Origin of the sequence: Tamlana sp. I1, from assembly GCF_015355625.1 — a bacterium.
Lineage (GTDB): Bacteria > Bacteroidota > Bacteroidia > Flavobacteriales > Flavobacteriaceae > Pseudotamlana.
In genome coordinates this window covers 163,657-182,719 of sequence record NZ_JACLAF010000008.1, presented here as the reverse complement: position 1 = coordinate 182,719, position 19,063 = coordinate 163,657, and the positions used below count along the sequence as shown (strand labels likewise).

Annotated in this window: 24 protein-coding genes; 2 read left to right on the top strand and 22 right to left on the bottom strand. The window is 33.1% G+C overall.

Annotated elements, in window-relative coordinates; translation table 11 throughout:
- The first annotated feature begins 117 nt into the window (after positions 1-117).
- Together H6X70_RS09090 and H6X70_RS09085 are read left to right on the top strand one after the other, a co-directional pair.
- Positions 118-363, top strand: coding sequence for a DUF6364 family protein (locus H6X70_RS09090; RefSeq protein WP_194767360.1), 246 nt, complete (start codon positions 118-120; stop codon positions 361-363).
- Positions 360-773, top strand: a complete 414-nt coding sequence (locus tag H6X70_RS09085) for a type II toxin-antitoxin system VapC family toxin (RefSeq protein WP_194767359.1) — start codon at positions 360-362, stop codon at positions 771-773. Before H6X70_RS09090 ends, H6X70_RS09085 begins: the two co-directional genes overlap by 4 nt.
- Positions 774-1,022: 249 nt before the next feature.
- On the opposite strand, the gene H6X70_RS09080 is transcribed toward H6X70_RS09085, so the two are convergent.
- The 22 genes from H6X70_RS09080 to msrB all read right to left on the bottom strand — a co-directional run bounded on the left by H6X70_RS09080 (position 1,023) and on the right by msrB (position 19,053).
- The gene (locus tag H6X70_RS09080) at positions 1,023-1,685 is read right to left on the bottom strand and encodes a hypothetical protein (RefSeq protein ID WP_194767358.1); all 663 of its coding nucleotides are present in this window, start codon (positions 1,683-1,685) and stop codon (positions 1,023-1,025) included.
- Between the two features lie 280 nt (positions 1,686-1,965).
- Positions 1,966-2,625 (bottom strand): hypothetical protein, encoded by a 660-nt coding sequence (locus H6X70_RS09075; RefSeq protein WP_194767357.1) that lies wholly within the window; start codon positions 2,623-2,625, stop codon positions 1,966-1,968.
- A gap of 341 nt (positions 2,626-2,966) precedes the next feature.
- Positions 2,967-3,626, bottom strand: a complete 660-nt coding sequence (locus H6X70_RS09070; protein ID WP_194767356.1) for a DUF4304 domain-containing protein — start codon at positions 3,624-3,626, stop codon at positions 2,967-2,969.
- A gap of 5 nt (positions 3,627-3,631) precedes the next feature.
- On the bottom strand, positions 3,632-3,763 hold the full coding sequence (locus H6X70_RS16975) for a hypothetical protein (protein WP_262893306.1): 132 nt from the start codon (positions 3,761-3,763) through the stop codon (positions 3,632-3,634).
- Positions 3,764-3,889: 126 nt separating this feature from the next.
- Positions 3,890-4,336, bottom strand: coding sequence for a hypothetical protein (locus tag H6X70_RS09065; RefSeq protein ID WP_194767355.1), 447 nt, complete (start codon positions 4,334-4,336; stop codon positions 3,890-3,892).
- Positions 4,337-4,708, bottom strand: coding sequence for a hypothetical protein (locus H6X70_RS09060; protein ID WP_194767354.1), 372 nt, complete (start codon positions 4,706-4,708; stop codon positions 4,337-4,339).
- Between the two features lie 133 nt (positions 4,709-4,841).
- A complete protein-coding gene (locus H6X70_RS09055) occupies positions 4,842-5,000 on the bottom strand; it encodes a hypothetical protein (RefSeq protein ID WP_194767353.1) in 159 nt (52 codons plus the stop codon).
- Positions 5,001-5,794: 794 nt separating this feature from the next.
- Positions 5,795-6,658 carry a pseudouridine synthase gene (locus H6X70_RS09050; protein ID WP_194767352.1) on the bottom strand — a complete coding sequence of 288 codons (864 nt, stop codon included), beginning with the start codon at positions 6,656-6,658 and terminating at the stop codon, positions 5,795-5,797.
- Positions 6,659-6,909: 251 nt separating this feature from the next.
- Positions 6,910-7,194 carry a hypothetical protein gene (locus tag H6X70_RS09045; protein ID WP_194767351.1) on the bottom strand — a complete coding sequence of 95 codons (285 nt, stop codon included), beginning with the start codon at positions 7,192-7,194 and terminating at the stop codon, positions 6,910-6,912.
- Between the two features lie 500 nt (positions 7,195-7,694).
- Positions 7,695-8,597 carry a geranylgeranylglycerol-phosphate geranylgeranyltransferase gene (locus H6X70_RS09040; RefSeq protein ID WP_194767350.1) on the bottom strand — a complete coding sequence of 301 codons (903 nt, stop codon included), beginning with the start codon at positions 8,595-8,597 and terminating at the stop codon, positions 7,695-7,697.
- A gap of 55 nt (positions 8,598-8,652) precedes the next feature.
- Positions 8,653-9,582, bottom strand: a complete 930-nt coding sequence (locus tag H6X70_RS09035) for a mevalonate kinase (protein ID WP_194767349.1) — start codon at positions 9,580-9,582, stop codon at positions 8,653-8,655.
- Between the two features lie 193 nt (positions 9,583-9,775).
- On the bottom strand, positions 9,776-10,897 hold the full coding sequence (locus H6X70_RS09030; protein WP_194767348.1) for a diphosphomevalonate/mevalonate 3,5-bisphosphate decarboxylase family protein: 1,122 nt from the start codon (positions 10,895-10,897) through the stop codon (positions 9,776-9,778).
- Between the two features lie 74 nt (positions 10,898-10,971).
- Positions 10,972-11,520: a DUF1697 domain-containing protein gene (locus tag H6X70_RS09025; RefSeq protein ID WP_194767347.1), complete on the bottom strand. Its 549-nt coding sequence runs from the start codon at positions 11,518-11,520 to the stop codon at positions 10,972-10,974.
- A 259-nt stretch (positions 11,521-11,779) separates the two neighbouring features.
- Positions 11,780-12,025 (bottom strand): hypothetical protein, encoded by a 246-nt coding sequence (locus H6X70_RS09020; RefSeq protein ID WP_194767346.1) that lies wholly within the window; start codon positions 12,023-12,025, stop codon positions 11,780-11,782.
- Between the two features lie 66 nt (positions 12,026-12,091).
- A complete protein-coding gene (locus H6X70_RS09015) occupies positions 12,092-13,309 on the bottom strand; it encodes an NAD(P)/FAD-dependent oxidoreductase (RefSeq protein WP_194767345.1) in 1,218 nt (405 codons plus the stop codon).
- Entirely contained in the window at positions 13,306-13,992 is a 687-nt protein-coding gene (locus tag H6X70_RS09010) for a glycerophosphodiester phosphodiesterase (RefSeq protein ID WP_194767344.1), read from the bottom strand. Before H6X70_RS09010 ends, H6X70_RS09015 begins: the two co-directional genes overlap by 4 nt.
- Positions 13,989-14,858, bottom strand: coding sequence for an acyl-CoA thioesterase (locus H6X70_RS09005; RefSeq protein WP_194767343.1), 870 nt, complete (start codon positions 14,856-14,858; stop codon positions 13,989-13,991). Before H6X70_RS09005 ends, H6X70_RS09010 begins: the two co-directional genes overlap by 4 nt.
- 155 nt (positions 14,859-15,013) lie before the next feature.
- Positions 15,014-15,955, bottom strand: a complete 942-nt coding sequence (locus H6X70_RS09000) for an aldo/keto reductase (protein WP_317171464.1) — start codon at positions 15,953-15,955, stop codon at positions 15,014-15,016.
- A 36-nt stretch (positions 15,956-15,991) separates the two neighbouring features.
- Positions 15,992-16,507 (bottom strand): peptide-methionine (S)-S-oxide reductase, encoded by a 516-nt coding sequence (locus H6X70_RS08995; RefSeq protein ID WP_194767342.1) that lies wholly within the window; start codon positions 16,505-16,507, stop codon positions 15,992-15,994.
- A 1-nt stretch (position 16,508) separates the two neighbouring features.
- A complete protein-coding gene (locus H6X70_RS08990; protein ID WP_194767341.1) occupies positions 16,509-18,071 on the bottom strand; it encodes a protein adenylyltransferase SelO in 1,563 nt (520 codons plus the stop codon).
- Positions 18,068-18,604, bottom strand: a complete 537-nt coding sequence (gene msrA / locus H6X70_RS08985; protein ID WP_194767340.1) for a peptide-methionine (S)-S-oxide reductase MsrA — start codon at positions 18,602-18,604, stop codon at positions 18,068-18,070. Before msrA ends, H6X70_RS08990 begins: the two co-directional genes overlap by 4 nt.
- On the bottom strand, positions 18,601-19,053 hold the full coding sequence (msrB, locus tag H6X70_RS08980; RefSeq protein WP_194767339.1) for a peptide-methionine (R)-S-oxide reductase MsrB: 453 nt from the start codon (positions 19,051-19,053) through the stop codon (positions 18,601-18,603). Before msrB ends, msrA begins: the two co-directional genes overlap by 4 nt.
- Between the last annotated feature and the right edge of the window lie 10 nt (positions 19,054-19,063).

The following is a 19,063-nucleotide window of genomic DNA, read 5'->3' as shown; positions in this document are numbered from 1 at the left end:
TCCTTAAATTTTAATTGGTAGTTTTGAGACAAACTGACGTTAGCCACACACAAAAAATTCTGTAACAAAATCAACTTTACGTAATAATTTATTAAATTTGTACGTAAAACAATTATTATGGATAAAAAATTGACATTGAGCTTAGACCAAGCAATTATTGAAAGTGCAAAAAAATATGCCAAATCAAATAACATTAGCTTATCTAAACTTATCGAATCTTATTTAACTACGCTCACTAAACGGACAAAGAACTCAACAGAAATAACACCTCTTGTTGAAAGTTTAAGTGGAGTAATTACACTTGATGAAGATTTTGATGTAAAAGATGCTTATACTGATTACCTAATCGAGAAATACAAATGAGCAGATTATTGATTGACACCAACATCGTAATAGATTTACTTTCAAAAAGAGATAAATTCTATGATGAGGCTGCCGATTTATTTTCTCGTGCGGACAAAAAAGAACTAGAACTCACCATTTCATCCTTAACCTTTGCAAATACAAATTATATTCTTTCAAAACTCAAATCAGCAAAAGAAGCTAGAGAAATATTAAGAAAATTTAAAGTGCTTGTTGAGTTATTAAGTTTAGATGATAAGATTACAGAATTAGCCTTGAGTGATGATAATTTTCCAGATTTTGAAGACAGATTACAATATTACTCTGCTTTTGAAAATCAAATAGACATAATAATCACACGAAATAAAAGAGACTTTAAAAACTCAAAAATTCCTGTTTTGACTGCAAAAGAATTTTTAGCCCGAAAATAATGGCGTTGCGACCTTTACTCGGACATAAAATTAAAGACCGTTTGTTACAAAACAAATATCTTAGAAATATGAAAAAACAATTTTACAGCCCCAAATTAAAGAAGCAAGCAGTTCAATTAACCTACCTGCGAGAGATCTAATAGCGCGGACTTATACCTTAAATCCCCGCTATTATGTCACAAAACAAGTTTGATGCGACACTGAAATAAATTCAGGGTGACGAGACAGAACCTGATTGCTAGGGAATTTCTAATGATCTAAATTATATTTTGGTTGTATTGTGGGTAAAACAAGTTTTAGTTTTTCATAGAAGGGGATCCAATTTTCATAACCTGGTTTTTCAAATATTAAATCCACTAATGCTTTTTTAGATTCATAATTAGAATCATTACATAATTTAGAGATAATTAAAACTCTAAAATATGCATCTAAAGTACCAGCTAATATGTCTTGCCAAGAACTTCCTTTAGCTTCCAATTCATCCATTCTTTTAAGAATATTTGGCAAATACATATAGGTGTCTAAAAAAGTTTGTCCCTCACCGTTTATGTAGGTGTTTATCAACTCTATACCTTGTTCAATTTCTTCGGGTGTGTTTGCGTCAAAACCATGAATACATTTGGTTTCCCATTGGTATACAGTATTCAAATGATCTTTCTTTTTTTCCTTAAAAACTTCAGGAAATTTATTTAATGCTAAAATATAGTCTTCAACTTCGTAGTGTGTAATACCGTAACTAGAAAAAGTTATATCTCCAAGTTTAAAAAAGTTAAACCCTAAATCTATAGCTATATCATTTTTATAGTAAATATAACATGGGTTTCCGCCTGTTTTAAATAATTTAAACCCTTTAGGTTTTAATACTGGAGTTAAACTATCAAATAGTTGCTTACGTTTTTCTGCTATTTTCATAGGTTAAAATCTTTGTGTGATATGGTGATTTATCTGGGTGTTTTTTTCTTATTTCTAAAAAATATGTTTATGAAAGCGTGCCAATTAAGGTTCATTCCATAGGAAAATTAGTAAAAAAATAAAACTTAGCAAAAGAATGCTAACGACAACCACCGGTGTCGTTGTTATTTGTGTCATTTTCTTCGCTTTAAAAGCTTTTATCGTTACATCGTTAATACGCAATTCGGTAATATCATTGTTATTGTTATACAGCGTATTAATCTTTACTATTTGGTTAACATCAAAGTTTATTTTTTGTTCTGTTATGTTTTTTTATAGGCAACACCGTTTGTAGTTTTTCGCCAAGAGCATTATAATAGCGTGTCGTGTACAAATTGTTTTTTGTTTTAACACATAAACTAACCTGTTCTTCTTCCTTAATTACAGGAAACCTAAGTTTACCTACGCCTTTTGATGTAACAAAAGTGTTTTTTGTTGTTAATACCTCGATAGCTATTGGAATTTCCGTACTTGTATGCTGATTTTCTAATGAAGCATTAAAATATGGATTTAACAGAGCGTATATAAAATAAATACAAGCGGCAATAAAAATAAATAAGGTAGATTTTAAGGCTATTTCTTTATTGTTTAGGTCCTTTAGGTCGTTTTCTTTTTTGAAAATTTTAGGGGTACCATCATCATTAATTTTAAAACTAGTTTCAGATAGTATTTCTCCTTTTAATTGAGGGTGTTCGTTATTAAAGAAGTTTAGTTCGAGTGTTTTATTCGTAGTTTTTCTTTTACCAAATAGTCCTTTTTTTAGTACCGAAAAATCTAAAGTTTTATATTTATTAACGGACCAATAAAATTTATTAAAACCTCTAGTTAATATTATGGTTTCGAAAGTTTTGTTAGCCTCGTTAAAAAAACGATATACACCTAATTCTAATTTAGTTTTCATAAAACGTTAGGGTTTGTTTGTTCAAAAACATGTGCTTTTTTTTATTGTCTTGTAAAAATATCTAACCAATACACAGTTGAGAAGGTTATAAAATAAGCTACTGTTTGGGTATGGGATTTATATTTTCTACTCATTTGTTATGCTTAGCCTTATTACTTTTGTCCTCCCTTAACTGCTAGGGCAAGCATTTTTATTGTGCTGGAAAACAAACTAAAAGCAGGTTTTTAATAGTATTATTTTAATTTTTTACACCTATCTTTTTTCTCATGTTATTCCTTCCTACTCCTAACGTCACGAGCGGGACGCTCGCGCTTGCGGGGAGATATTAAAACTAAAAGAGCTTATGCAGGGTGATTTTCAAATTTTCCAGAGTTGGATTCTAAATATTGAATTAGATTATTCACTTCTTTTTTATCCCATTCGCTAAAATGGTCTATTCTCTTTTGATAATTTTTACTAAGACTATTGTAATTTGGGTTTGAAACTAACTTTGCAATTACCAATGCACACATAATATCTAATTTCAGACGTTTACTGTTTTTTATATAATCCCCTAAGTTAAACAATTGGTCAAAATCAAATAGACTATTTATTTTCTTAAACTCTGGAAGAATATTATCTGTAAAGTGTTCAACTATTTCGTCAACAGCTTTTTTAGCTTCTTTCAATGTGTAAATATCGTAATCCTTACAAAGATAATTTCCTTGTTCCCAAAGTATTACTTGTGTTAGGTATATTTGATCACCTATTTTTGTTTTATTAACTTTTTGTTCATCTTCTCCTAAAGCTCTTTGAAGTATTTTATTGACTATTATATAACCTGTAAAAGCACTAAATGATGTTCGGTAAGAATTATCGTAATTCAAACTATTAAACGTTAAAGAATAAGTTCTATCACCCTCAGTTAGCACATAATTATCTCTTATTTTCTTAAATCCTAATGGACTTAATTTTTCTTTAAATGCATTACTTAGAAATGTTTTAAGCTCTTTTGCTGTCATATTTATTAAAATGCCTTTTTGTAAATACCATATCCATCTGTTGCAAAATCATTGACATAAAAGTCTACAGAGTTTTCAATATTTATATTTTGAGGTAATTCATCCACTCGTAAGAAACTTTTTCGCTCTATTGCCAACTGGCTTTATTTGGGTAATAGTTTCATTTTTCAAAGCTAAACTTGTACTTTCTACATATTGCAATCTAATTCTCGCTTTCATTTTCTTTGACTGCATTAGTAGATACTAGCACTAGCATAGGATTTCTAATTATCCCAATACATGTCAGCTGACAAATAAGCCACAATCAATAACATTATAAACAATAACATTAACGGAATTACTCTCATAATTGTCGGCTTAAAAAGCCATGTGTTTTTTATTTCATTATTTTTTGAATATACATATATATCAATGTTATCATCTTTTTTTAATTTATTGAATTTAGATTTAGGAGAAAAAACTAAATCATCATTAACAATTTTATACTCTTTGTTATTAAATCTAAATTTATATGATATTTTTATAGACCTATATTTGCCGCCTTGTAATATTGAAACATAATATCTTGTAAAAGTTTCTTTTATTATTATATCATTAGTAACTTGTCCAATAATTCTTTTTGAATACCATTTTACACGTATTAATAGCCTAATTTCCTTAGTTATTGGTATTAAAAACAATAATGCTAATATTAATAGTATAGGGTTCATTTATATATTTTCATTTATGTCATTATCTGGCAATAGTGGGTTAGGCAACGGTTTATCTACATTGTAGTATACTCGCATAGGGGTTACTTGTTCGCCCTTATTATAAAAAACACCTCTTATAGCATCACCATCAAGTAAAATTTCTCCTTTAAATCTTACAATGACTTTACCGTCAATATTAGTCTCAGTCATGATAATTGTATTTTTATCTATCTGGTATTCTTTAACTGTAGGATCATTACCACTTTCTATACTTCTATTTAAGGTTTGTTTTACTGTTTCCTTATTATCTAAAGGTTCAAACTTATTAGATTTATTATCGCTCTTAACTATATATTCGTCTGTCTCTTTTGAGTATGAATGATATGTCAAAGTAACTGTTTTATTATATATATATGTATATATCCGTAACTCTACTACCAGACTGTATATCATTATATATTACGTGAGGTATTACCGTTTTACATCTAAATCTTTTATTTATTATATTCATGCTATTCTTTATTTACTTATCATATTTCCAATGAGTTTTCCAATCCAAACCGATATTATCTAAATCCACACTATTTAAATCTAATACTGAGCCATCTTTAAATTTTACTTGGTTAACATCATTTTCCCTTAAATACTTTATTTCTTTAGCAAAACCAAACGGCTCAATCAACTTTGTAGCGTCATTTTTTATAATACTATTTCGATTACTATCTCACGAGCGGGACGCTCGCGCTAGCGGACTTTACCTATAGGAAGTCTTATTTGTTTTCGTTATAAATTTTTATTGCTTTTTTTATATACAGTAGAGCTATAAAAAAAATGTTATTACTAATACAAACCTCCAATTGCGCTGTTCAATTATTGATACCATGTAGGCTAAACCAGAAGATTTAGACGAACTTAGCTCACTATAAGGTCTACCTCCTATCATTGCTGAAAACCACTTAAAGGCTATAGCTAAAGCGAGAGCTATCGAAATTACAGAATAGACTAAATAGTCATACCAATTCATTTTATAATTTGACTTACTCATAGTGCATTTTTTTATATGTTTAGTATGTTTTTAGATTTTCTAAGGAAAACAAATACCCCTGCTAGCGCTAGTATCTACTAGTGCCTTCAGCCCAAAAAAACCTAGCTTATCCATCTCTAAAACGGCATCATCATCTTGAAAGTTTCTTGCCTTCCTACTCACAGCGTTCTAAAATACTAAAAAACGATACTGTTGTAGCATAATTTTTCTTGTTGTTACTTTTCTTTTTTGGTGTTAGAAGATATTTCTGGTGATTAGGGTGTTCGAAAAGTATTCTTAATTCTTTTATGAGTTTCAACCGATTATTACATCATGTTTGATGCGACCCTGAAATAAATTCAGGGTAACGAGACAGAACCGGCTTAAAATAAAATCAGCACGCTAAACATCAAAGTTTAGCGTGCTGATTACAAAATTTTATATCTTAAATACTAAAGCATTTTAAGCATATTAAGCTCCTGCTCTGTTAAATGTTTCCAGCTACCACGCGGAATATCTTTTTTAGTAAGTGGTCCAATAGCCACACAGTCTAAATTGATAATATCGTATTTAAAATAATCGAAAATAGTACGAATAATGGTGTTTCCTGTATTTTTAATTTTTAAACCTATTTCTTTTTTAGCCGCGCCATCTATATAACTAATTTCTTCAACCTCAATAAGTTTTCCTTCAAACTTAAATCCTGCTTGAATCTTTTTTAAATCTTCAAGTTTTAAGTTTTTATCTAACTCTACATGAAATAAACGGGCTACACCATGTTTAGAATTTGTAAATTTTGCAGCAATGGCATCATCATTAGTAAAAAACAATAAGCCTTTAGAGTTTCTTCCTAAGCGACCAACTGGCTTTATTCTAGATGTTGTTGCATTAGCTACCAAATCCATAACCGTACGTCCTTTCCCTTCGCTAGTCGTGGTTGCAAAGCCTTTTGGTTTATTTAGTAAAACGTATGCTTTTTTTTCTGGGTTAATTCTTGCACCGTCGTAACGTACCTCATCCCCAGGCTTTACTTTATAACCCATTTCAACAATCACTTTTCCGTTTACGGAAACTAATCCTGTTGCGATATGCACATCGGCTTCACGGCGTGAACACATGCCCGAATTCGCCACATATTTATTTAACCTAATTTCATCAGGATTTCCCGTTTTTTTAGGTGCTGATGGTGTTTTTTTTGGTGTTGCACTAGCTTTTTTTATAGGCGCATTTCCTCTTGCATGACTTTCTGAACGTGTGTTTCCATGACCGCGTCCCGATGGCTTTCCTTTTCCTTTACTCCCTTGATGTCTGTTCATGACTTAATATTTTTTTGCAAAGATATACTTAAAATTACGACTTCTTATTTAAGAAAGCTGTTTTGTGCATTAATTACGCTGTATTGCAAATACACTTACCTTTGTTTTACATCTTGCCTGCTGTACTAAAAATAAAATCTGCGAGTATAAACGAAACAAAAGGGAAAACAAACTTTATAAAATCACCCAATAATTTCACTTATTATCGCAGAATAAAACAAATCATTTTTTCAAAATGCGTTCTACTTCTATTATTTGAACATTGAAAATAAATTTGAAAAACCCTCTTTAAAGGACTCTGATGCTGAAGAAAAAGATTTTTTCACATCTTCCCATTCGTCTTCTGTGGCATCTTCAAGCTGATCATACTTTGCTTGAAGTTTATCTTTTTTTGTTTTTAAAACAGCCAGCTCTTCATCATATTTTTTACTAATTTCATCTTTTAGCTTATCGCTTTTACTTTCTATTTCATCGATTTTTGAAACAATTTCGTCAATGCTTTCCTTTGCTTTTGCTTTAAATTCCTGTTTGTCCATTTTCTTAATTTCTATATATTACGCCTACTCTATCACGGATTTTCGGCTTTCTCCATATTTTAAAGAATCTATAATTTTAAAATATTTTTACAAGCTAAGTTGAATTTAGGACTGTAACTCAATCAAATACAAATATTACTAGATATTTAACATTGAACACTTTACCACATAAATATAAGATTAATCTTATTTCATTACGTCAATTAATTGTGTTTTTTTTTAGATGAAAATATCATCAAACAGTTAACTGAAACAAACTCACCGTAGCATTTATATAATGGGCAGGCAGTTCGGAATTATTATGAAGCCTTGATAATCCTAAAAAATCAAAGTTGCATGTTTTATAATAATTAATGACAACCAGATTCCGACCTCTAAAATTTGGATCTGTAGAAATTCTATGAATGTAAATAGCAGGAAACCTTTTCTAAATCTTCAAGCTGGCTATTTTGAATTTTCATGACTAAATATTTCAGATTTACTTTGTTTTCAATCCGCTTTTAAATTCTATTTAAAATCACATTAACATCAATTAGTAAAATACTAAAAACGCCTGCGAGAATGATAAATTTAAGAATATTATGAAGAATTAAATAATGAATTTTAGCGTTCGATTTCCATAGTAATATTAAAAACACCCCTAATAAAAAAATACTGAGATAAAAGAAAATATCCATATGCCCAACTTGGAATTTAAACAATAAAAGATAAGTTGGAACTAACGTTAAAATGGCTAAAACCGTAAGCATTACTTTTGAAACTTTTTCGCCGTAAGCCACTGGAATGGTTACATAGTTTTGAGCGATATCACCTTTAATGTTTTCTAAATCTTTGGTTAATTCGCGCATAGAAATCATTAAAAACAAAAACACCGCGTGTACAAAAATTACGGTTTCAAAGTTTTTATAATACAAGAAAATCGCGAAAAACGGCGTAATAGTTAGCACCGCCGAGGTTAAATTCCCAATAAAAGGCAGTTTTTTTAATTTATGTGAATACAACCAAATTCCAAAAATATAAGCCGAAAAGAATACAACTGCGTGAAACGACACATAGCTCGCCATAACTACCGCCATAAAATTAAGCACAAAATAGAAAGACAATTTTGTAGTTTGGCTCACCAATTTATCCAACCTAGATTTTATAGGCCGATTGATCAAATCTTTCTCCGAATCGTAAAAATTATTAATAATATAGCCCCCTGCAATAGTGGCCGAAGACGCCAAAACCAACATAAACAAATTAAGATCTGAAACCACTTCTTTTAAAGGCTTGTCATGGGCCAAAATGTAAATAGAAGTTAAATACTGTGCTATAATTACGATTAAAATATTATAGCCCCGAACCACGGAAAACATACTGAAAAACTTAAGTAGGATGTGTTTCTGTTTTCGGTTTAACATAAAAATATTTTTTGATGAAACCCGTAAATAGTAGCACTCGGGATAACAGCCAAATTTAGAAATTATAAACCACTTCCAATGTGTAATCTGCTAAAGCTTCTTGCGCTTTTTCTATGTCTTCGGTAAAACCAAGAATATAACCACCACCGCCAGAACCACAAAGTTTTAGGTAGTAATTATTTGTTTCGATGCCTTTTTTCCAAAGTTCATGAAATTGCTGAGGAATCATAGGTTTAAAATGACTCAAAACAATTTTTGAAAGCTGTTTGGTGTTTTTAAACAACGATTTGATGTTGCCTTTTAAAAAATCGTCCACACAAGCATCGGTATGTTTTATAAACTGTGTTTTAAGCATGTTACGAAAACCTTCTTGCTTCATGCTTTCCATAAACAAATTCACCATTGGCGCAGTTTCGCCAACAATACCACTGTCTATTAAAAATACAGCGCCTTTACCCTCACTTTGTTGTGCAGGAATGCCTGTAGCTTCAATATTATCTTTGGAATTAATAAGAATTGGAATGCTTAAATAGCTATTTAAAGGATCTAATCCAGAGGATTTTCCGTGGAAAAAAGATTCCATCGCAGCAAAAACCGTTTTTAGTTTTAATAACTTTTCTCTGGTTAAATTTTCAAGAACGGTTATTTTATCAAAAGCGTATTGATCGTAAATCGCAGCCACTAAAGCCCCGCTACTTCCTACACCATAACCTTGCGGAATAGACGAATCGAAATACATCCCAGAATTAACATCCGCTAACAAAAGTGCACTATCAAAACGTACTAAATCGCTATCTATAGTTTGAAGATATTCGGCAAAACGTTTTAAACTAGCATTAGATTTTATTGCGGTTTCTGAAGGATTTTCAGATTTTTTTAATGCACCGTTATAAAAATTATAAGGAATGGATAAGCCTTTAGAATCTTTAATGATGCCGTACTCTCCGAAAAGTAAAATTTTAGAATAAAATAAAGGTCCTTTCATATATGCTTCAATTGACAAATGACAATTAATAATTGACAATTATTTTTCTTTTGAAGTTTTAATCATTCTAGCTAAAACATTCAAAATCAAATTCAGGAGCAAAGATACTCAGAAATATTTAAATTGATTATTTCTTTACCTGAATCTACATTTGTAGTATTATAAATATCAAAACAAACTTAATTGCTAATTGTTATTTGTAAATTGATAATTCTTGAGCTCCAAAACCAATTTTATCGACGATGTACTGACCTTTCTGACAAAACGCAACTAATTCATCTTTAATGAAGTTCAAAACGAGATTGGTTTCATTTTCAGGATATAACACATGAACGTTTGCGCCTGCATCTAGTGTAAAACACACTTTAGAACCGGTTTCTTTTCTAAACGCCCATATTTTATTGATGATTTCTAAAGTATTAGGTTTCATTAAAATGAAATACGGCATACTGGTCATCATCATAGCATGAAGCGTTAAGGCTTCACTTTCCACCAGAGCAATAAACGCATCCAAATCACCCGATTTTAAAATTTCGGTAATCGTTTTTAAATTTTTATCGGCTTGCTTAAAACGTTCCTGTGCAAAAGGGTGTCCGTGCATCAAATTATGTCCAACCGTGCTACTCACCACTTTTTCACCTTTATCCACCAACAAAATGGTGTCTTGGTAATTTTTAAACACCTCATGGACTTGGTGTGGAAACTTTACTCCAAACAAATCTGAGCTGCCTTCAATTGCTTCACTTTTACCCCAAACTACCAAATCACCTTCCAGACTTCTGCATGCAGACCCAGAACCCAAACGGGCTAAAAATGAGGCTTTTTGAATGAAATAAGTTTCCGCTTGAGATTCCTCGACTACGCTCGGAATGACAGAACCACCTAGTAATGCCTTTTCAACACTCATTAAACACAAGGCCAAAGCACTCATTCCTGAAGCTGAAGACGCAATTCCTGAACTATGAGGAAAAGTATTAGACGTTTCAATTTTAAAATGATAGGCTTTTAAAAATGGTAAATACACCTCAACACGATTAAAAAAAGTTTCTATTTTAGATTTAAAACTCTCTTTTTTTTCACCATCCAAATACACCTCAAATGAAAACGCTTCCTTATCTGTTTTTTTTGAAAAACTTAAAGTCGTAGTCGTTTTACAGTTATTTAAAGTAAAACTAATAGATGGGTTTTCTGGGATTTGATCCTTCTTTTTACCCCAATATTTTACCAATGCAATGTTACTGGGTGACGACCATGTATAGCGGCCTTGTTGAATTGAATTGGTATAGGGTTTTGGAATAAAATTTTGCTCTGTCATTTCTTAAATTTCAACAAATAAAGCCTTTTACCCAACTTTAAATTGTTTAATACGATTGCAAAAATAAGAAATATCTATTGGTCTTTTTTATAAGCTTCAGACAAATCTAAAAGCTTGACCATGGTTTTATAATTTCGTGCTGTTGCAGTTGTTTTCAGCTTTCGTTCGAAAAAATTATTACTGCACTTTGCGCGCCCGTAACCAACACTACTATAGAAATAAATGCAGTTTTTAGTGATTACAAATTCTTCGTTGGGATAGCTTGTTTTTGAAAGTTCGTCAACAATTTCTGGATTTGGCACTGCATATAAAAATGTGAAATAACTGTTCTGTTTTTTTTCTTCGGAAAACGGACAACTATCAAAAATATCCCGAAGCATTTGGGGTGTTTTCACCAAAACAGGCACATCAAAACCAAAATGTGATTTAATAGCTTGATGTATTTTTAATTCTAATTTTTGAAGATTTTCTTCGGAAGATTGCAACAATACATTCCCACTTTGAATATAGGTTTGAACGCTTTCTAATCCACTACCAGAAAGCAACTCACGAAGTTCTGCCATAGGGATTTTCTTTTGTCCGCTTACATTAATGCCTCTTAAAAGCGCGATATAGGTTTTCATTTAAAAATCTTGTTTTTGGTTGAGAAAACTCAATATTCGTACTTCATCATCAACCACCACATAATGAAATGAATAATTGAATTTTTCAAACAGATGGATTCTAATGTTTTTGTAACGAACCTGTCTTGTTAAAGGATGTTTTTCCAAAAATGTTATTTGCTCACTGAGCTCCTTCAAAAACGAATCTTCAATGTTTTTCGTTTTAAAATAACAAACTGCTAAATCAATTTCCCTAAAAGCTTCTGGGGTAATAATCAATTTATAAACCATACTTTTTCTTAACAGCGTCCATTGATATGAAATTTATTTCATTCTTCTCCATCTTATCTAACATATCATCCATCATCGCCTTATAGGCTTCGGAAGGCTCACTAAAACGCACAGCTTGTTCTTCTAAAGTATATTCAATATAGTTTTTTAACGAGCGCTTTTCGAGTTTGGCTTGTTTTTCTAGAATTTCAATGGCTTTATCGTCTAATTCGATAAGTTTTTTTGTTTTTCCCATGATATAGATTATATATACTAAATATATAAAAAATATATCAATCCTAGCTTATTTTTAAATAGATCTTTAAAACGACTTCGCTATATCTCGAGCTGCAATAAAAGCCCCAGTCCAGGCATTTTGGAAATTAAAACCACCTGTAATAGCATCAATATTTAATACTTCGCCGGCAAAATATAGGTTTTTAATACGTTTACTTTCAAAGGTTTTAAAGTTGATTTCTTTAAGATTTACTCCGCCAGCCGTTACAAATTCTTCCTTAAACGTGCTTTTCCCTTCAACGTTAAAAATTGCTTTTGTTAACTGAGAAGCCAAAGCTTCTAATTGTGCTTTATTTAAATCGGCCCAACGGGTTTCTTCTACCATATTTGAAGCTAAAACCAATTTATGCCATAGGCGTTTTGGTAAATCAAATTGCGTGGATTTAAACACTGTTTTTTTAGCTAATTCTTTTTTTAAGGCTTTTAAAACCTCCAAACAATCCTCAAAAGATTGTTTTATAAAATTGATTTCTATTTGAAATTTATAATCGCGTTTAGCCAATTCTAAGGCTCCAAAAGCCGATAATTTTAAAATGGAAGGCGCACTCATGCCCCAATGCGTAATTAGCAACGGGCCTTCGCTCCATAAATCGGTGCCTAGAACTTTTACCTCTACATGCGATGCCACAACGCCAGGAATATCCTGAATGCGTTCGTCTTTAATATTAAATGTGAATAACGAAGGTACGGGTTGCGAAACGGTGTGTCCTAAGTTTTCTAAAAGCTTCCAGATTTTAGGATTACTGCCTGTTGCTATTAAAATTTTATTTGAAGAAAAAGAACCTTCAGAAGTTTCTATATGAAATTCATCATCCTGATTTTCAATAGATTTTACAGCATAATTATAAAAAACATCAACCTGATGCTTTTCAGCTTCACTTAAAAAACAATCAATTATAGTTTGGGATGAATTTGAAACCGGAAACATGCGGCCGTCGTCTTCAATTTTTAGCTCAACACCGCGTTCTTCAAACCATGCGATGGTATCGCCCGTCATAAATTGATGAAAAGGCCCTAATAATTCCTTTTCGCCACGCGGATAATTCTGCACCAATTCCGAAGGAGTAAATTCGGCATGCGTAACATTACAGCGACCGCCGCCAGAGACTTTTACTTTAGCTAAACCTGCTTTGGCACGTTCTAAAATCGCCACCTTCAAATCTGGGTTTTGCTCTGCAATATTTATAGCTGCAAAAAAACCAGCTGCTCCACCACCAACAATAATGACGTCTTTTTTTATCATATTCTATCTGGATAATCTGAAATAATCCCATCAACACCATACTCTATCATACGTTCAATAGGTTTCAAATTATTTACAGTATAGGCAATAACTTTGTACTCGCGTTGTAATTCTAATACATTTTCAGGGGTAAGCATGGTATAATTAGGATGAATAGACACCGCTTCAACACGTTTTGCAAATGCTACGGCTTCATCCAAATGCGTATTGGTAAGCACACCAATAGGAATATTTTTATTGATGTTATAGACTTCCTCTAATAAGTTAAATTGAAAACTCGACACGATAATATTATCATACGACCAGCCCTTTTTTTCAACAAAAAAATCGATAAGTCTACACGCTTCCTTTACGGTATCACGTCCTTTTAACTCAATATTCAACAAACATTTGTTGTCTATAAAAGCTAAAACCTGCGATAAGGTTGGGATTTGATAACGGCCTTTAACTTTAACTTTTTTCAAGTTATTAAGGGTATGTGCAGAAATTTCACCCTCACCATCGGTCACGCGGTTTAAAGTAAAATCGTGAAATACCACCAATTCTCCAGATGCACACCTGTGAATATCTATTTCAATACCATCCACACCAATATCCATTCCTTTTTTAATGGATTCTAATGTGTTTTCTGCTAAGTGGCCTTTGGCACCGCGATGCCCTATTTTTAAAATTTTGTTTGTCATTTTTTTTCAATTGGACGCATTAAACCTTCTTGAGCTACCGATGCGATTAATTCGCCGTTTCGTGTGTAAATATTTCCTCTAGCAAATCCTCTGGCGCTTGATGCACTAGGTGATTCCATAGAAAACAGCAACCAATCGTTAAAATCGAAATCTCTAAAAAACCACATAGAATGGTCTAAACTTGCTGTTTGCGTATTTCCCCAATGTGCTTTACTAGCATGCGGGTTAAGCGCAGAAACTAAAATGTTATAATCTGAAATATAAGTTAGAATTTGTTGTTTTGTTGCCAAATCTAAATTTTTAGCATCACCTTTTAGCTTAAACCAAACATCTGTAAACGGTGGTAAATCTTTTCGCTCTAACGGATTTACAATTTCGGTTGGTTTAAATTCTATGGGGCGATCTACTTCAAAAAAAGATTTTAATCCTTTTGGCAAATAATCACCAAATTGATGTAAAATATCGGTCCAACTTAATAATTCTTCAGGCTGTTTTAAACCTGATTTCATTTCTATTTGATGATTATAACCGGTTTCTTCTTTATGAAAAGATGCTGCTAAAATAAATATGGTGTTTTCATTTTGATAGGCCGTTACACGACGCACCGAAAAACTGCCTCCATCTCTAACTATAGCAACATTATAAGTAATTGGCGAATCTAGATTTCCTGCCTCTAAAAAATAGGCATGCATGGAATGTAAAATTCTTTGATTTGAAACGGTTCTGCGTGCAGCATTAATGGCCTGGGCTAAAACTTGCCCCCCGAAAACAATCGGGCTTCCTATAGTTTTACTTATACCATTGAAAACGTAGTCATTTACCTTTTCTAAAACCAAGAGTTTTAATAAATCGTCAACCGTAGTCATTGCTATTCCTTCTTTTTACGCTGTAAATCTATTAAATAATGCACGGCTACGAGAATATTTTATCAATTGTTTGATAAATTTAATTTTAAATTAACCCGTAATCGTTTTATTTTGATTAAAAATACAATAAATGTTGAAGGCTCTAAAAAAATAAGTTAATTCCAAGCCAGTTCACTACGCTCGTTCCAATAAAATTCGGGTTTGGTTTGAATAGACTTTAACACATTGATTTCTTCTTCGGATAAGTTAAAATCAAGTGCTTTTAAATTGGCTTTTAATTGCTGAACATTTGAAGCGCCGCTTAACACATAAGCAGGCTGCAAGACATCGATAACAAAACGCAAAGCAATAGCATCGGCACCAACTTTGTGTTTTTCAGATAATTGCTTCAATACTTTGTAAGCTGCTTGATATTTCGGGAAGTTTTCACTTTCAAAAACACGTCCGTTAGCCAGAGCTTCCTTAATAATTACCGTTTTTCCGCTTTTAATAAGCGTGCATAAAACTTCAAATGTAGATTGTTCAAACACATTAAAAGACACTTGAAAGCTATCAAATAAAAGATTGCCATTCACTTCAATTTTTAAAGCTTCAGAAATGACCTCTTTTTGATTTTCACCACTTGTAGTTATTCCAATATGTAACCCTGTAGTTTCTTTAATACGATGTAGTTCCGCTAAAACAGCTTGATTTTCTAAAATACCACTATCAAATGTTGCCGAATGTACTTGGTAATATTTTAAGTTAGGAAGCATGTGTTTAGAAACCTCCCATTGCTCCAATAATTTCCCTAAAGAATGCTCTTTAATTTCATGCTTCCCCGCGTAGTCAAGCTGCCAATTTGCGACATAGGTATACCCCCATTTGGTTCCTAAAACAACATCGTTATGATTATTTTTCAGATTCCATTCCTGCAGAAAAGCTTCACCTTTTCCATACGATGGTGCCGTATCAAAATATCTAACACCCAATTTATAGGCTTCATTTAAAACCGAAAATGTCGTGTTTTTAAAGGCTGTTTCCGATTTATCAATATCGTGATTTGTTCTAATATTTATATATTCTGGTCTGCCCAAAGCTGCTAAGCCTAACCCTATTTTTGTGACTGATGTTTTGATAATACTAAAGGATTTTTAAGATTTTAAATGATTTAATTGAGCCGTTTTCGTATAGTCTGAAAACCGCTGTAATAAAAGCTCTAATTTCGGATTTATAAATTGTTTGCAAAAGGGTTTCTGCGGATTTGTGTAATAGTAATTTTGAATGGCTGCTCGCGAAGCTTCAAAAACCTTAAACGTAAGCACCTGTGTGATTAGTTTGTTTTCAAATTGCTTTTGAAAACCTTCTAAAATTTTTAAAACCTGCTGATACTGTTCTTCTGAAAACACATAAACAGCCGAACGATATGTGTTTCGCCTACTATGATTTGAGGTGCTTTTATGCGTATGTAAATGAATTTCAATTAATGTTTGAAGCGGAATGACCTCATCATTAAAATGCACAATCACCGCTTCGGAAAATGAGGCATTAACATCTACAGAAGCCACATAACCTTGTTCTACTTTTTCAACCCCAATAAGTGATTGAAACACGGCTTCGGTGCACCAATGGCAACCTCCGCCCAAAGCTATTTTCTGTAAAATTTTCATTTTAAGAGCTACAAGACAACATGGAACAGCCTACTTTATTACGTGCCCATTCTGGACGTTTGGCAAACCATTTTTCGTTTTCGGGTTGCTCGGCATAAGGTTCCTTTAAAAGCTGAAATAATTCGTCAATTAATTTATAATCACCTTTATCGGCATCATCAATAGCTAATTGTGCCATGTAATTTCGTAATACGTATTTCGGATTCACGCCATTCATTTTTTCTTTCCTTTCGGAAGCAGAAACAGACTCCAATTTTAAACGCTCGACATAACTTTCAAACCATTGATTCCATCGGGATTTAATAGCTTCAGAAATAGAATCAGGCGTATAAAAGGCTTCTGAAATTACGTTGAAACCTTCATCAGCTTTTTCAGCATTAAAATTGGCTAACAATCGGAAGAAAATCGTCATATCGGTTTCCGTGAGGTGCAACACATCTTCTAAATCTTGAATCAATGCAAGATCGGAATTAGACTCTTCTAACAATCCTAATTTTGAGCGCATCATCTTTAAGGACTCCCCTTCAAAATTCGTTTGGTACGTGTTTAATATCGCTTCTAGAGCCGGAACATCTTCAATTAACGGATAAAGCGCATTAGCTAATTGCAATAAATTCCAAAGTCCCATGTTGGGTTGATTACCAAAACGGTAACGTTTATGTTGTCTGTCGGTGGTGTTAGGGGTCCACCCAAAATCGAAGCCCTCTAACCAGCCGTAAGGCCCGTAATCTATGGTTAGCCCTAGAATAGACATGTTATCAGTATTCATTACGCCGTGCACAAAACCAACACGCTGCCAGTGAATTATCATGTCAAGCGTACGCCGAGTCACTTCATTAAAAAATGCTAAATAAGTATCTTTCGACGGATTTCCTAAATGAGAAAAATGATGCTTTATAGTATAATCGACTAAAATTTTAAGTGTTTTATGGTCTTGTCTTGCAGCGAATATTTGATAGTTTCCAAAACGTAAAAAAGACTCGGCGGTGCGACAAACTATAGCGCCTTTTTCGTATTCGGGATTGCCATTATACAACACATCGCGCAACACTTGATCGCCAGATAAGGCCAAAGACAAAGCGCGGGTTGTTGGCACTCCCAAATGAAACATGGCTTCACTACATAAATACTCACGAATAGACGAGCGTAATACCGCCAAACCATCGGCCGTTCTTGAATAAGGTGTTTCCCCTGATCCTTTTAATTGTAACGCCCAGTTTTTATTATCATGCGTTACTTCGCATAAATTTATAGCACGACCATCACCCAATTGCCCAGCCCAATTTCCAAACTGATAGCCGCCATAACACATAGCATAAGGTGTTGTGTTTGGCAAAACGTCATTCCCAGTAAATACCTTTAAAAAAGCTTCCGATTTACTGTCTTCTTTTGAAAGTCCGAGATTGGCAAGCATTTCAGGAGACACATGAAGCATTTCCGGCAGTGCTGTTTTTTTAGGTGTCACATAGGAAAAACAGGCTTTTTCAACCTGTCTTCTGCTGTTTTCCAGAATAGGGTCTGCAGGTAATTCTTTGGTGAATTTGTCGTTTATATTTAGTTTCATGCTTTTAATTTATCCGAATGTAATTTTCGGAGTTTCATCAGTTTTGGTGTGATTACAAAACTACAATAACCCTGCGTGGGATGTGTGCGGTAATAATTTTGATGTTCAGCTTCAGCTTCATAAAAAACATCTAGAGGTGAAATTTCAGTCACAATAGGATTTTCGTAATAGGTGCTTATTTCGGCAATCACATTTTTCGCAATTTGCTCTTGTTTATCATCGTGAAAATAAATCACCGAACGGTATTGCGTTCCACGATCGGCTCCTTGCTGATTTAAAGTGGTAGGATCGTGGGTGGTCATAAAAATGATTAAAATATCTTGATACGAAATCACATCAGCATCAAAAGTAATTTGAATCACTTCGGCGTGTCCTGTTAATCCGGAACAAATCTCCCGATAGGTAGGATGCCCAGGCACAGTTCCTCCCGAATAACCTGAAACCACTTTTTCTACCCCTTTTACTTCCTGAAAAACCGCTTCGGTACACCAAAAACAGCCGCCACCTAAAGTTGCTACTTGTATATTGCTCATACTTTTTCTTTTTCTAAAACCATAGACTCCGAATTGATGCAATAACGCAATCCGCTAGGTTCTGGTCCGTCAGGAAAAACATGTCCTAAGTGTGCATCGCACACATTACACATCACCTCCACGCGCACCATTCCATAAGTGGTGTCTTTTTCGTATTTAATGGCATTCTCGGCAATAGGCTGTGTAAAACTTGGCCAACCGGTTCCTGAACTAAATTTTATAGTAGAATCGAACAGGGGTACATCGCAACACACACAATTATATTTGCCCTCATCGTACGCGGTACACAAATCGCCACTATGCGCACGCTCAGTGCCTTTTTGCCTTGTAATTCTATATTGTTCTGGCGTTAGTTGTTCTAGCCATTCGGCTTCGCTTTTTTCAACGCGTTTATTAGGAACGGGATTACCATTCACTGCAAAATGCATAATATCTTTCCATGTTAACATATAAGTGCTC

What these genes read in the sequence shown, in the direction of transcription:
- H6X70_RS08995 (WP_194767342.1), bottom strand. Translation starts at nt 16,507, where the DNA reads ATGAAAATTTTACAGAAAATAGCTTTGGGCGGAGGTTGCCATTGGTGC.
- H6X70_RS09065 (WP_194767355.1), bottom strand. Translation starts at nt 4,336, where the DNA reads ATGAACCCTATACTATTAATATTAGCATTATTGTTTTTAATACCAATA.
- msrA (WP_194767340.1), bottom strand. Translation starts at nt 18,604, where the DNA reads ATGAGCAATATACAAGTAGCAACTTTAGGTGGCGGCTGTTTTTGGTGT.
- H6X70_RS08990 (WP_194767341.1), bottom strand. Translation starts at nt 18,071, where the DNA reads ATGAAACTAAATATAAACGACAAATTCACCAAAGAATTACCTGCAGAC.
- H6X70_RS09085 (WP_194767359.1), top strand. Translation starts at nt 360, where the DNA reads ATGAGCAGATTATTGATTGACACCAACATCGTAATAGATTTACTTTCA.
- H6X70_RS09035 (WP_194767349.1), bottom strand. Translation starts at nt 9,582, where the DNA reads ATGAAAGGACCTTTATTTTATTCTAAAATTTTACTTTTCGGAGAGTAC.
- H6X70_RS09070 (WP_194767356.1), bottom strand. Translation starts at nt 3,626, where the DNA reads ATGACAGCAAAAGAGCTTAAAACATTTCTAAGTAATGCATTTAAAGAA.
- H6X70_RS09040 (WP_194767350.1), bottom strand. Translation starts at nt 8,597, where the DNA reads ATGTTAAACCGAAAACAGAAACACATCCTACTTAAGTTTTTCAGTATG.
- msrB (WP_194767339.1), bottom strand. Translation starts at nt 19,053, where the DNA reads ATGTTAACATGGAAAGATATTATGCATTTTGCAGTGAATGGTAATCCC.
- H6X70_RS09075 (WP_194767357.1), bottom strand. Translation starts at nt 2,625, where the DNA reads ATGAAAACTAAATTAGAATTAGGTGTATATCGTTTTTTTAACGAGGCT.
- H6X70_RS09020 (WP_194767346.1), bottom strand. Translation starts at nt 12,025, where the DNA reads ATGGGAAAAACAAAAAAACTTATCGAATTAGACGATAAAGCCATTGAA.
- H6X70_RS09010 (WP_194767344.1), bottom strand. Translation starts at nt 13,992, where the DNA reads ATGACAAACAAAATTTTAAAAATAGGGCATCGCGGTGCCAAAGGCCAC.
- H6X70_RS09050 (WP_194767352.1), bottom strand. Translation starts at nt 6,658, where the DNA reads ATGAACAGACATCAAGGGAGTAAAGGAAAAGGAAAGCCATCGGGACGC.
- H6X70_RS09045 (WP_194767351.1), bottom strand. Translation starts at nt 7,194, where the DNA reads ATGGACAAACAGGAATTTAAAGCAAAAGCAAAGGAAAGCATTGACGAA.
- H6X70_RS09005 (WP_194767343.1), bottom strand. Translation starts at nt 14,858, where the DNA reads ATGACTACGGTTGACGATTTATTAAAACTCTTGGTTTTAGAAAAGGTA.
- H6X70_RS09090 (WP_194767360.1), top strand. Translation starts at nt 118, where the DNA reads ATGGATAAAAAATTGACATTGAGCTTAGACCAAGCAATTATTGAAAGT.
- H6X70_RS09015 (WP_194767345.1), bottom strand. Translation starts at nt 13,309, where the DNA reads ATGATAAAAAAAGACGTCATTATTGTTGGTGGTGGAGCAGCTGGTTTT.
- H6X70_RS09080 (WP_194767358.1), bottom strand. Translation starts at nt 1,685, where the DNA reads ATGAAAATAGCAGAAAAACGTAAGCAACTATTTGATAGTTTAACTCCA.
- H6X70_RS09025 (WP_194767347.1), bottom strand. Translation starts at nt 11,520, where the DNA reads ATGAAAACCTATATCGCGCTTTTAAGAGGCATTAATGTAAGCGGACAA.
- H6X70_RS09030 (WP_194767348.1), bottom strand. Translation starts at nt 10,897, where the DNA reads ATGACAGAGCAAAATTTTATTCCAAAACCCTATACCAATTCAATTCAA.